Genomic DNA, 13,035 nt, shown 5'->3' on the forward strand with positions numbered 1-13,035 from the left:
CGTCACCGGAGGAAGGCGGCCGCCACACCCGCGTCGACGGGGATGTGCAGACCGGTGGTGTGGGTGAGTTCGCCGCCGGTGAGCGCGAAGACGGCGTTCGCCACGTGCTCGGGCAGCACCTCCCGCTTGAGGATGGTGCGCTGCGCGTAGAACTCGCCCAGCTTCTCCTCCTCGATCCCGTAGGTCGCCGCGCGCTGGGCGCCCCAGCCGCCCGCGAAGATGCCCGAGCCGCGCACCACGCCGTCGGGGTTGATGCCGTTGACGCGGATCCCGTGCTCGCCCAGCTCGGCGGCCAGCAGCCGCACCTGGTGGGCCTGGTCGGCCTTGGTCGCGGAGTAGGCGATGTTGTTCGGGCCGGCGAAGACGGCGTTCTTCGACGCGATGTAGACGATGTCGCCGCCCAGTTCCTGCGCGATCATCACGCGGGCCGCCTCGCGCGAGACGAGGAAGGAGCCGCGGGCCATGATGTCGTGCTGGAGGTCCCAGTCCTTCGCGGAGGTCTCCAGCAGCGGCTTGGAGATGGAGATGCCGGCGTTGTTGACCACCAGGTCGACCCCGCCGAAGGCGAGCGCCGCGGCTCGGAAGGCGTCGGCGATCTGCTCCTCGGAGGTGACGTCGACGGTCACCGCGACGGCCTTGTCCGGCCCGCCCAGCTCCTCGGCGACGGCGGCCGCGTTGTCCCCGTTCAGGTCGGCGACGACGACGCACGCGCCCTCGGCGACCAGCCGGTGCGCGATCGCCCTGCCGATCCCGCTGCCCGCGCCCGTCACCAGCGCCACCCGCGTGGCCAGTGCCTTCGGCTTCGGCATCCGCTGGAGCTTGGCCTCCTCCAGCGCCCAGTACTCGATGCGGAACTTCTCCGACTCCTCGATCGGCGCGTACGTCGACACCGACTCGGCGCCGCGCATCACGTTGATCGCGTTGACGTAGAACTCGCCGGCCACCCGGGCGGTCTGTTTGTCCTTGCCGAAGGAGAACATGCCCACCCCGGGCACGAGCACGATCGCCGGGTCGGCGCCGCGCATCGCGGGGGAGTCGGGCGCGGCGTGCCGCCGGTAGTAGGCGGCGTACTCCTCGCGGTAGGCGGTGTGCAGCTCCTTCAGCCGCGCGATCGCCTCGTCGAGCGGCGCGGCGGGCGGCAGGTCGAGGACCAGCGGGCGGACCTTGGTGCGCAGGAAGTGGTCCGGGCAGGAGGTGCCGAGGGCGGCGAGGCGCGGGTGTTCGGCGCGGGCGGTGAAGTCGAGGACGACCTCGGAGTCGGTGAAGTGACCGACCTGCGGGCGGTCCTGGGAGGCGATCGCCCGGACGTACGGCGCGAGGGCGGCGGCCCGCTCGCGGCGCTCCGCCTCGGGCAGCGGCTCGTAGCCGTCGAGCACCGGGCCGAAGGGCTCCGCCTTGCCGCGCTCCTCGAGGAAGGTCTCGGCGGTGCGGATGATGTGGAGGGAGTTGCGCTCGCACTCCTCGGCGGTGTCGCCCCACGCGGTGATGCCGTGGCCGCCGAGCACACAGCCGACGGCCTGCGGGTTGGCCTTCTTCACCGCCGCGATGTCCAGGCCGAGCTGGAAACCGGGTCGGCGCCAGGGCACCCAGACGACCGTGTCGCCGAAGCACTCGGCGGTCAGCTTCTCCCCGTCGGCGGCGCAGGCGAGCGCGATGCCCGAGTCGGGGTGCAGGTGGTCGACGTGGGCGGCGTCCACGAGACCGTGCATGGCGGTGTCGATGGACGGGGCCGCGCCGCCCCTGCCGTGCAGGCAGTAGTCGAACGCGGCGACCATCTCGTCCTCGCGCTCGACGCCCGGGTAGACGTCGACGAGCCCCCGCAGCCGGTCCAGCCGCAGCACGGCCAGTCCCGCCTCGGTGAGGGTCCCGAGGTCCCCACCGGACCCCTTCACCCACATCAGCTCGACGTCGCCACCGGTGACGGGGTCGGTGTCGGTGCCCTTGGCGGAGGTGTTCCCGCCGGCGTAGTTGGTGTTGCGGGGGTCGGCGCCGAGCCGGTGCGACCGGGCGAGGAGTGCGGCGGCTTCGGGATGCGGTGCCATGAACTTCCAGTCCTTACGTGAGAGAGGTGAGTGCGGTTCTTCCAGGGGCCCGGGACCGTGCCGAGGTACGGCCCGCCCACGGGGGCGCGACCGGTCACGGCGCCCCGCGGCCCGCGCGCGGCGGAGGCGGCGGCGACGGCGATCCACGGCCCGTGCGGCGGGAACGACGGTCGGCGCCCCGCGAGCGGCGGCGGCGAACCCCGGCCCACGGGCGGCAGCGATGACCCCCCGCCCCGCGGGCGGCAGTGACGACGCCCCCCGGCCCGCGCGCGGCGGATGCGCGGCCGGCCGCGGCGCCCGCGGCCCGCGAACACGCGAACAGCGGGAACCCGGCCGGCGCTCACGCGCCCCAGCCGGCCTGCTCCCCACCGACCCGCTCGGCGACGATCTTCTCGGCCCACCCGCTCGCGCGGTACGCGGCGACGGGGTCGGGGTGCAGCCCCATCTCCTCCCGCACCTCGCGCAGCAGCGGCCGTACGTCGGTGTTGTACGCGTCCATCAGCACCGCGTTCGCCTCCAGGACGTCCCCGGAGGCCTGCGCGGCGGCCAGCGCCGACCGGTCGACCAGCAGGGCCTTCGCCGTGGCCTCCTGGACGTTCATCACGGACCGGATGATCGCCGGGATCTTCGCCTCGATGTTGTGGCACTGGTCGAGCATGAACGCCACCTCGGAGCCGAGGCCCCCGCCGCGGACGACCTCGTACATGATCCGGAACAGCTGGAACGGGTCGGCCGCCCCCACCATCAGGTCGTCGTCGGCGTAGAACCGCGAGTTGAAGTCGAACCCGCCGAGCTTGCCCTCGCGCAGCAGCGTGGCCACGATGAACTCGATGTTGGTGCCCGGCGCGTGGTGACCGGTGTCGACCACGACCTGGGCCTTCGGGCCGAGCTTGAGGCAGTGGGCGTACGCGGTGCCCCAGTCCGGCACGTCGGTCGAGTAGAACGCCGGCTCGAAGAACTTGTACTCCAGCAGCATCCGCTGCCCGTCCCCGAGCCGTTCGTAGACCTCGGCCAGCGCCTGGGCCAGCCGGTCCTGCCGGGCCCGGAGGTCGTCCTGGCCGGGGTAGTTCGTGCCGTCGGCGAACCACAGCTTGAGATCGGCGGAGCCGGTCGCGTCCATGATGTCGACGCACTCGAGGAGGTGGTCGACGGCCTTGCGCCGGACCGAGGCCTCCGGATGGCAGACGCTGCCCAGCCTGTAGGCGTCGTCCTGGAAGGTGTTGGAGTTGATCGTCCCCAGCTTCACCCCCTGGTCCTCGGCATGTTTCGCAAGTGCGGAGTAGTCCTCCACCTTGTCCCAGGGGATGTGCAGGGCCACGGTCGGGGCGACGCCGGTGAACTCGTGCACCTTCGCCGCGTCGTCGAGCTTCTCCCGCGGGTCGCGGGGCACGCCCTCCTGGGCGAACACCTTGAAGCGGGTCCCCGAGTTCCCGTACGCCCACGACGGCGTCTCTACGGCCTGGGTCTTCAGCGCGGCCTTCACCGCGGAGAGGTCGGTCACTCAGTGCTCCTGTGACATCGGTCCGGAAAGACATCCTGAACGGCTTCCCGAAGGGCTTCCGGATGAAACGATTCAGAACGGGAAGCTATGAGGCCGCCGGGGGCGTGTCAACCCCTCTGTCCGGGTCGGGCCTCCGTGACCGTTGCGTGACCTTCGGCTATCGAAAACTTTTCGAGGCGGACCCATTGACGTGACATGTCCGTCGTGCCTAACGTCCCGGCAATCCAGTTGAAACCTTTCACGACGTCGTGGCGGCCCCTCGGGGACTGTCGGCGTACGTCGTCGAGGAGCCATCCATGACCCACCCGTCCGACACGGGACCGGCCCCGGTGCTGGCGCTCAGGGACGTTTCCAAGTCCTTCGGCGCCGTCCGCGCCCTGCGGGGCGTCTCCCTGGAGCTGTTCCCCGGCGAGGTGCACGCCCTCGCCGGCGAGAACGGCGCGGGCAAGTCGACCCTCATCAAGACGCTCGCCGGAGTGCACCGGCCGGACGCCGGCCAGGTGCGGCTCGACGGCGAGCCCGTCGTCTTCCACGGCCCCGGCGACGCCCGCGACGCCGGCATCGCCGTGATCTACCAGGAGCCCACGCTCTTCCCCGACCTCTCGATCGCCGAGAACATCTTCATGGGCCGCCAGCCCCGGCGGGCCCTCGGCCGCATCGACCACAAGGCCACCCACGAGGCCACCGCGGCCCTGATGCGGCGCCTCGGCGTCGACCTGGACCCGGACCGCCCGGCGCGCGGCCTGTCCATCGCGGACCAGCAGATCGTCGAGATCGCCAAGGCGCTCTCCTTCGACGCCCGCGTCCTGATCATGGACGAGCCGACCGCCGCCCTCACCGGCAGCGAGGTCGCCCGCCTCTTCAACGTCGTGCGCACCCTGCGCGACGAGGGCGCCGCCGTGCTGTTCATCTCGCACCGGCTGGAGGAGATCTTCGCGATCTGCCGGCGGGTGACGACCCTGCGGGACGGCGCCTGGATCGCCAGCGAGCCCCTCGACGGCATGACCGAGGACGACCTGGTGCGCCGGATGGTCGGCCGCGACCTCGACGAGCTGTACCCCAAGCAGCACGTCGATCCGGGCGAGGTGGCCCTCAGCGTGCGCCGGCTGACGCGCGAGGGCGTCTTCACCGACGTCTCCTTCGAGGTCCGGCGCGGCGAGATCGTCGGCCTCGCCGGCCTGGTCGGCGCCGGGCGCACCGAGGTCGCCCGCGCGGTCTTCGGCATCGACCGCTGGGACGCCGGGGAGGTGGAGGTCGCCGGCCGCGCCCTCACCAACGGCGCCCCGTCCACCGCCATGGCCGCGGGCCTCGCCCTGGTCCCCGAGGACCGGCGCGCCCAGGGCCTGGTGATGGACATGTCCATCGAGCGCAACATCGGCCTGACCGGACTCCGTACCACCGTGAGGGCCGGTCTGATGGACCGCGGCGCCGAGCGCAGCCGCTCGCTCGACTGGGCGGTCCGGCTCCAGGTGAAGTACGCCCGGATCGCCGACACCGTCAACACGCTCTCCGGCGGCAACCAGCAGAAGGTGGTCCTGGCGAAGTGGCTGGCCACCGGGCCGAGGGTGCTCATCGTCGACGAGCCCACCCGCGGCATCGACGTCGGCACCAAGGCCGAGGTGCACCGGCTGCTGTCCGAGCTGGCCGCCGACGGGGTCGCCGTCCTGATGATCTCCTCCGACCTGCCCGAGATCCTCGGCATGGCCGACCGCGTGCTGGTGATGCACGAGGGCCGGCTCACCGCCGAGATCCCCCGCTCCGACGCCACCGAGGAAACCGTGATGGCCGCAGCCACGGGGAGGGCAGCCGCATGACGGCGACCGCTCCCGAAGCCCCCGCCGCCGAGGTGGCCAGGTCCAGCAGCACCCGCCTGGTGGACCGCGTCTTCAAGATGCGCGAACTGGCCATCCTGCTGGTCTTCCTGGTGATGATCGCCGTCACGCAGGCCGGCAACAGCGAGTTCCTGTCGGAACAGGGCATCAAGGACCTCCTGCTCAACGCGACCATCCTGATCCTGGTCGCCACCGGCCAGTCCCTGGTCGTCATCACCCGCAACGTCGACCTGTCCGTCGGCTCCACGCTCGGCATCAGCGCCTTCGCCGCCGGCGTCTACCTCCAGGACGGCGGAAACCCGCTCGTCGCGGTCGCGCTGGCGGTCCTGCTCGGCATCGGCTTCGGCCTGCTCAACGGCCTCCTGGTCAGCCTCGGCCAGGTGCCGGCCCTGGTCGTCACCCTCGGCACCCTGTACATCATCCGCGGCATCGACTCCATCTGGGTCGGCTCCCGGCAGATCACCGCGGCCGACCTGCCCGGCGGTTTCGTCGACTTCGGCGCCGGCGGCATCTCCGCCGTGCCCTGGCTCGCACTGATCGCGCTCGTCGTCCTGGTCGCCACCGCCTACTACCTCAAGCACTTCGGCAGCGGCCGCGAGCTGTACGCGCTCGGCTCCAACCCGGAGGCCGCCCGCCTCGCCGGCATCCCCGTCCGCAAGCGGATCCTCGTCGCCTACACCTTCTGCGGCGCCCTCGCCGGCCTCGCCGGAGCCCTGTACCTCGCCCGGTTCGGCAACGTCGACTCCGGCACCGGCAACGGCTACGAACTCACCGTCGTCAGCGCGGTCGTCGTCGGCGGCGTGGTCTTCACCGGCGGCTCCGGCAGCGTCTACGGCGCCGCCCTCGGCGCCCTGCTGCTGACCTCCGTCAACAGCGTGCTGCCCGCCCTCGGCGTCAGCTCCGTCTGGGTGCTCGCCATCAACGGCATCCTGCTCCTCCTCGCCATCGCCGTCGACCGCGTGGTCGCACTGCGGGTGGCGTCGGCCCTGAAGAAGAGGAACGCCCGCCATGCCTGAGTCGCTGGCCCGCGCCATCCGGTGGGACACGGTCGTCGGCGCCCTCCTGGTCGTCCTGCTCCTGCTGTCCTTCTCGTTCGTGGACGGCTTCGGCAACGCCCTCAACCTGTCCTTCCTGATCGGCAACACGCTCCCCATCGCGCTGATCGCCCTGCCGATGACCCTGCTGGTCGTCTCCGGCGAGATCGACCTGTCCGTCGCCTCCACGGCCGGCCTGTCCGGCGCGGTGATGGGCGCCCTGTGGAACCAGGGCATGACCATCGAGGCGATCATCCCGGTCTGCCTGCTGCTCGGTGTGGTCTGCGGCCTGGTCAACGGGCTGCTGGTGACCCGCCTCGGACTGCCCTCGCTCGCCGTCACCATCGGCACCATGGCCGCCTACCGGGGCATCGCGCAGATCGTGCTCGGCTCCGACGCGGTCACCGACTTCCCCACCCAGTACCTGGACTTCGCGGCCGGACGCATCGGGGACACCTTCGTCCCGCAGGCCCTCCTGCCCTTCGTGGTCCTCCTCGCGATCGCCGTGGTAGCCCTGCACGCCACCCCGTTCGGCCGGTCGCTGTTCGCGATCGGCGCCAGCGAGGAGGCCGCCCGGTTCGCCGGCATCCGGGTCAGGCGCCAGAAGCTCGTCCTGTTCACCCTCACCGGCCTGATGGCCTCCCTCACCGGCGTCTTCTGGGCCCTGCACTACGCCAGCGCCCGCTACGACAACGCCACCGGCCTCGAACTGTCCGTCGTCGCCGCGGTGCTGCTCGGCGGCATCGACTTCGACGGCGGCAAGGGAACCCTGGGCGGCGCCGTCGCCGGTGTCTTCCTGCTCGGCGCCCTGCAGAACGTGATGAGCCTCCAGGACGTCTCCGCCCAGTCGCAGATCGTCGTCACCGGCGTCCTGCTCGTCCTCTCGGTGCTCGGCCCCCGCGTCGCCCGCCAGATCGCCGTCGCGCGGGCCGGCCGGCGAGCCGCGGCGGCACCACCACCGGCCGGCACCCCCGCCCCGGCCCCCTGACCGGCCGGCACCCCCGCCCCCACGTCGTGACCCCCCAGCCGCCCCCCGCGTCCTCCCGTACTCACAAAGGACCCTCTCCCATGCGCAAGTCATCCCTCCGCCGTACCTGCGCGGCCCTCGCCGCCGTCACCTCCCTCGCGCTCGCCGCCACCGCCTGCGGCGGCACCACCAAGGAGGACGTGAAGAACGAGAGCACCGGCGCCGCGGCCTCCGGCGGCAAGGCCGACCCGAACGCGGCCACCAAGAAGGGCCTCACCGTCGGCTTCCTGCCCAAGCAGGTCAACAACCCGTACTTCACCACCTCCGACAAGGGCGGCGAGGCGGCCCTGAAGGAACTGGGCTCCAGCTACAAGGAGGTCGGCACCAGCAGCGGCACCGACACCTCCGGCCAGGTGTCCTACGTCAACACGCTCACCCAGCAGCAGGTCGACGCGATCGCCGTGTCCGCGCAGGACCCGGGCGCGCTGTGCACCGCGCTCAAGCAGGCCATGAGCAACGACATCAAGGTCGTCACCTACGACTCCGACACCAACCCCGAGTGCCGCAACGCCTTCGTCTCGCAGGCCAGTGGCGAGGACCTGGGCCGCACCGAGGTCCAGCTGCTCGCCGAGCAGATCGGCTACAAGGGCGAGATCGCGATCCTGTCCGCCGCGCAGACCGCGACCAACCAGAACGCCTGGATCGAGTTCATGAAGGACGAACTCAAGGACCCCAAGTACAAGGACATCAAGCTGGTCAAGGTCGCCTACGGCGACGACGACGCCCAGAAGTCCTTCCAGCAGACCCAGGGCCTGCTCCAGGAGTACCCGAACCTGAAGGGGATCATCTCCCCGACCACCGTCGGCATCAAGGCCGCCGCCCAGTACCTGTCCGGCTCCAAGTACAAGGGCAAGGTCAAGCTGACCGGCCTCGGCACCCCCAACGACATGCGCAAGTACGTCAAGAACGGCACCGTCGAGGCCTTCGAGCTGTGGGACCCGGCGAAGCTCGGCGCGCTCGCCGCGCAGACGGCGGTGGCCCTGGTGTCCGGTCAGATCACCGGCAAGGAGGGCGAGACCTTCACCGCCGGCGGCACCAGCTACACCATCGGCAAGGACGGCGTGATCAGCCTCGGCAAGCCGACCGTCTTCGACGCCAAGAACATCGACCAGTTCAACTTCTGATCCCTGGAGGGGTGTTGATGCACCGCGTGTGCTTCCTGCTGAAGGTCCGGGCGGACCGCCTCGACGAGTACCGCGAGCGGCACGCCGCCGTCTGGCCGGAGATGCTCGACGCGCTCTCGGCCACCGGCTGGCACAACTACTCGCTCTTCCTGCGCGAGGACGGACTGCTCGTCGGCTACCTGGAGACCGAGGACTTCGCCGCGGCCCAGGCCGGCATGGAGGCCACCGACGTCAACGCCCGCTGGCAGGCGGAGATGGCGCCGTTCTTCGAGTCGTTGGACGGCGCCCGGCCCGACGAGGCCATGAAACCGCTCACCGAGGTCTTCCACCTCGCCTGACCTCCTCCCCGCGTTCCCCTCGTACGAGACGACGGAAGTCCCCGAGATGAACGGAGTCCTGAGATGAGACGACGCACGCTGCTCGGCGCGGCCCTGGCCGGTGCCGTGACGACGCCCGCCCTCGCCGCCGGCACCGCACGGGCCGCCGACCCCGGCCCCTCGGTGACGAGGACCGGCACCACCACGCTCGACAGCCGGGCGCTCTTCTTCGTCTCCTACGACGGCCTGGTCAACAACAACTCGTTCCAGAAGAACGGCCTGCTGACCTACAAGGGCCACCAGTACGCCGTCTGGTACACCGCCGACCGGAACGCCGTCGTCGGCCGCCGCGCCCTGGGCGGCAGCACCTGGTCCACCGTGAAGGTCGGCCACACGCTCCGCTACGACGACTCCCACAACGTCATCTCCATGGGCGTCTCCAGGGCCGACGGCCGGCTCCACCTGAACATGGACTCGCACAGCGACGGCTTCACCTACGTCAAGTCGGTGGCCGGCCTCATGGACGACCCGTCGGGACTGAGCTGGACCGCGAGCCGCTTCGGCGCACCTCAGTCGTCCCTCGACGGGCTCGCCCTCACCTCCCAGTTCACCTACCCGCAGTTCGTCGCCACGCCCGAGGGCAGGCTCCAGCTCAGCTACCGGGTCGCCGTCTCCGGCAACGGCCGCAACGCCCTCGCCGAGTACGACGGCACCAGGTGGACCGCCCTCGGCGAGTGGTCCGCCGCCACCGGTACCTACACCGGCGAGCACGGCTCCAGCACGGCCCGCAACATGTACCTGCACGGCATCGACTACGACCGCAACGGCAGACTGCACGCCTTCTTCACCTGGCGCGAGCAGAACGGCGCCGTGATGTGCAGCGGCGGCGGCATCACCAACCACGACACCGGCTACGTGTACTCCGACGACCGCGGCCGCACCTGGCGCAACGACGCCGGCACCGTGGTCGGCACCACCGGCGGCCCCGACAAGGTCGCCGTCACCGACGCCGGACTCGTCGTCGACCCGCTGAACCCCGACCACTCCCTGATGAACCAGGAGAGCCAGACCACCGACTCGGCCGGCCGGCCGCACGCGGTCATCAGCTACGTCCCCGGCCGCTTCGGCCAGTGCACCACCGACTACGTCGCCGACCGCACCGCCGACGGCCGCGCCTTCCACCTCCGCAAGAACGCCTCCGGCACCTGGCAGAAGACCGAGATCCCGATCCCGCTCGACTCCAGCCAGCGCACCAGACTGATCCTCGACAGATACGACAACGCCTACGCGATCCTCCCCTTCGGCCGGATCGCCGGCGCCTCGAAGGCCTCCGGACACACCGACTGGAAGCTGCTGTTCGACGGCGCCGGCCTCAACGCCTTCGGCGAGGTAGTCGTCGACGAGACCCGGATCGCGCAGGACGGCGTCCTGTCCGTCATGTACCAGGAGAAGTCGAGCGGGACGACCCCCTCGGCGCTCCGCGTCGTCGACTTCCGGCTCCCCGCCTGACCGGTCCGGTGCGCGGCGGGATGGCGGTAATGTGAAGGCCCCCGCCGCCGCCCCGCCGCCGCCCCCACCGCCCCTCGTCCCTGACTCTCTGGAGGTCCCTGCCTGATGGCCCAGTCGGTGGGAATCAAGGATGTCGCCCGCGCCGCCGGCGTCTCGGTCGGCACGGTGTCCAACGTCATCAACCGCCCGGACACCGTGGCCACGGAGACCCGCGCCCGCGTGCTCTCCACGATCGACCGGCTCGGCTACGTCCGCAGCGAGTCCGCCCGCCAACTGCGCGCGGGCCGCAGCCGGATCATGGGGCTGCTCGTCCTCGACATGGGCAACCCCTTCTTCGTGGACGTCGCCCGCGGCGCCGAACGCGCCGCCCGGCAGGCGGGCCTCGGCGTGATGGTCTGCAACAGCGCCGAGAGCGCCGGCGAGGAGGCCGAGTACCTGTCCCTCTTCGCCGAGCAGCGCGTGCGGGGCGTCCTGCTCACCCCGGCCGACGCCACCGGCCGCAACATCGCCGCGTTCCGCCGGCACGGCATCCCGTTCGTGCTGGTCGACCGGGTCTCCGAGGGCACCACCGAGTGCTCGGTCTCCGTCGACGACGTGGCCGGCGGCGCGCTCGCCGTACGCCACCTGGTCGACGCCGGACACCGCTCCGTCGCCTACGTCAGCGGCCCGCCCGGCCTCACCCAGATCCGCGACCGCCGCACCGGCGCCCTGAGCGCCCTCGCCGAGGCGGGCCTGGGCCCCGAGTGCCTGCGCGAGCTGCCCACCGAGCGGCTCGACGTGGCCGCGGGCCGGGACGCGGGCGCCCGCCTCCTCGGTCTGACCGACCGTCCGACCGCCGTGTTCTGCGCCAACGACCTGCTCGCCCTCGGCGTCCTCCAGGCCATGTACGCGGCCGGCGTCAACGTCCCCGACGACCTCGCGATCGTCGGCTACGACGACATCGAGTTCGCCGCCGCCGCGGCCGTACCCCTGACGTCCGTCCGCCAGCCGGCCGTCACCATGGGCGCCCTGGCCGCCGACATGCTCCTGGAGGAGACCGAGGAGGGGCCCGGCGGCGGGGCACGGCCGCACGAGCACCGGCGGGTCGTGCTCCAGCCGGAGCTGGTGGTGCGCCGGTCCAGTCTGTCGTCGCGCTGACCGGCCGTTCAGCAGTGACGATTCGCCTGCCGACGGCGGCTTGACCCGCCGTTCAGTAGCGGCTCGTGGTCCCCCGGCCTCCGCCGGCGCCGGGACATGTGCTGAACTGGGACGCGGCCCGCACCCCGATCGTCACGGGAGCCTCACGTTGTCCGACAGTTACCGTCAGCCCGGCGTCGTCCTCACCGACCGCCGCTTCACCGTGCCCCTCGACCACGCCGACCCCGCCGGGGAGACGATCGAGCTGTACGCCCGCGAGGTCGTCGCGAGCGACAAGGCGCGGCAGGACCTCCCCTGGCTGGTCTACCTCCAGGGCGGACCCGGCTTCGGCGCCCACCGGTTCGTCGGCCGGCAGGCCTGGCTCGACCGCGCCCTCGAGGAGTTCCGCGTCCTCCTCCTCGACCAGCGCGGCACCGGCCGCTCCACGCCCGCCAACCGGCAGACGCTCCCGCTGCGCGGCGGCCCCGCCGAGCAGGCCGCGTACCTGACCCGCTTCCGCGCCGACTCCATCGTCCGCGACTGCGAACTGGTGCGCCGCGAGGTCACCGGCGGCGCCCCCTGGACCGTCCTCGGCCAGAGCTTCGGCGGCTTCTGCACGGTCACCTACCTCTCCCTCGCCCCCGAAGGGCTCGCCGCGGCCCTGATCACCGGCGGGCTGCCCGCCCTGGACGCCCACGCCGACGACGTCTACCGGGCCGCCTACCCGCGCATGGAACGCAAGACGGCCGCGCACTACGCCCGCTACCCGCAGGACGTCGCCCGCGCCCGCCGGATCGCCGAGCACCTGCTCGCGCACGAGGTGACCCTCCCGAACGGCTACCGCCTGGGCGTCGAGGCCTTCCAGAGCCTCGGCATCCTCCTCGGCGGCAGCGAGGGCAGCCACCGGCTGCACTTCCTCCTCGAGGACGCCTTCGTGCCCACACCGGACGGCCCCGCCCTGTCCGACGCCTTCCAGGAGGAGGTCCAAGGGCTCCTGTCGTACGCCTCCCACCCCCTCTACGCTCTCGTCCACGAGTCGGTCTACGGCCAGGACGAGCGGCCCACCGCCTGGTCGGCCGAGCGGGTGCGCGCCGAGTTCCCGCAGTTCGACGCGGCGAAGGCGCTGGCGGGCGACGGACCCCTGCCGCTGACCGGCGAGACCGTCCACCCCTGGACGTTCGACCGTGACCCGGCGCTGCGCCCGCTGCGCGAGACCGCCGAGCTCCTCGCCGCCCGCACCGACTGGACCCCCCTGTACGACCCGGCCCGCCTCGCCGTCAACGAGGTCCCGGTCGCCGCGGCGGTCTACCACGACGACCTCTACGTCGACACCGCGCACTCGCTGCGGACCGCCCGCGCCGTCCGCGGTCTGCGCACCTGGGTCACCGACGAGTTCGAGCACGACGGCGTCCGCGCCGGCGGCCCCCGCGTCCTGGACCGGCTGCTGGCCCTGACCCGCGACGAGGTCTGACCCTGGGACGGGATCCGACCCGGCCCGCGGAGCCGCGTGCGCCGTCCACCGCCTCGGCCCCG

The 13,035-nt window shown here is 71.9% G+C and carries 10 protein-coding genes; 8 read left to right on the plus strand and 2 right to left on the minus strand.

The features are described from left to right. Positions 1–2: 2 nt before the first annotated feature. Both ACH4N1_RS19575 and rhaI read right to left on the minus strand, forming a co-directional pair. Positions 3–2,042 (minus strand): bifunctional aldolase/short-chain dehydrogenase, encoded by a 2,040-nt coding sequence (locus ACH4N1_RS19575; RefSeq protein ID WP_398098597.1) that lies wholly within the window; start codon positions 2,040–2,042, stop codon positions 3–5. A 340-nt stretch (positions 2,043–2,382) separates the two neighbouring features. Continuing rightward, entirely contained in the window at positions 2,383–3,543 is a 1,161-nt protein-coding gene (gene rhaI, locus ACH4N1_RS19580; RefSeq protein ID WP_398098599.1) for an L-rhamnose isomerase, read from the minus strand. Between the two features lie 296 nt (positions 3,544–3,839). On the opposite strand from rhaI, the gene ACH4N1_RS19585 reads away from it, so the two are divergent. The 8 genes from ACH4N1_RS19585 to ACH4N1_RS19620 all read left to right on the plus strand — a co-directional run bounded on the left by ACH4N1_RS19585 (position 3,840) and on the right by ACH4N1_RS19620 (position 12,973). Then, positions 3,840–5,357 (plus strand): sugar ABC transporter ATP-binding protein, encoded by a 1,518-nt coding sequence (locus ACH4N1_RS19585; RefSeq protein ID WP_398098601.1) that lies wholly within the window; start codon positions 3,840–3,842, stop codon positions 5,355–5,357. Next, a complete protein-coding gene (locus ACH4N1_RS19590) occupies positions 5,354–6,391 on the plus strand; it encodes an ABC transporter permease (protein ID WP_398098603.1) in 1,038 nt (345 codons plus the stop codon). The genes ACH4N1_RS19585 and ACH4N1_RS19590 overlap by 4 nt, the downstream gene beginning before the upstream one ends. Then, positions 6,384–7,397 carry an ABC transporter permease gene (locus ACH4N1_RS19595; protein ID WP_398098604.1) on the plus strand — a complete coding sequence of 338 codons (1,014 nt, stop codon included), beginning with the start codon at positions 6,384–6,386 and terminating at the stop codon, positions 7,395–7,397. Before ACH4N1_RS19590 ends, ACH4N1_RS19595 begins: the two co-directional genes overlap by 8 nt. 80 nt (positions 7,398–7,477) lie before the next feature. Next, positions 7,478–8,560: a rhamnose ABC transporter substrate-binding protein gene (rhaS, locus tag ACH4N1_RS19600; RefSeq protein ID WP_398098606.1), complete on the plus strand. Its 1,083-nt coding sequence runs from the start codon at positions 7,478–7,480 to the stop codon at positions 8,558–8,560. 17 nt (positions 8,561–8,577) lie between these two features. Further along, positions 8,578–8,898: an L-rhamnose mutarotase gene (locus ACH4N1_RS19605; protein ID WP_398098608.1), complete on the plus strand. Its 321-nt coding sequence runs from the start codon at positions 8,578–8,580 to the stop codon at positions 8,896–8,898. Positions 8,899–8,961: 63 nt separating this feature from the next. Continuing rightward, entirely contained in the window at positions 8,962–10,386 is a 1,425-nt protein-coding gene (locus tag ACH4N1_RS19610) for a BNR repeat-containing protein (RefSeq protein WP_398098610.1), read from the plus strand. Positions 10,387–10,491: 105 nt separating this feature from the next. Continuing rightward, entirely contained in the window at positions 10,492–11,523 is a 1,032-nt protein-coding gene (locus ACH4N1_RS19615; protein ID WP_398098612.1) for a LacI family DNA-binding transcriptional regulator, read from the plus strand. Between the two features lie 148 nt (positions 11,524–11,671). Beyond that, entirely contained in the window at positions 11,672–12,973 is a 1,302-nt protein-coding gene (locus ACH4N1_RS19620) for an alpha/beta fold hydrolase (protein WP_398098614.1), read from the plus strand. Positions 12,974–13,035: the final 62 nt, after the last annotated feature.

Source organism: Streptomyces sp. NPDC017202 (assembly GCF_044331705.1).
Classification (GTDB): Bacteria; Actinomycetota; Actinomycetes; order Streptomycetales; family Streptomycetaceae; genus Streptomyces.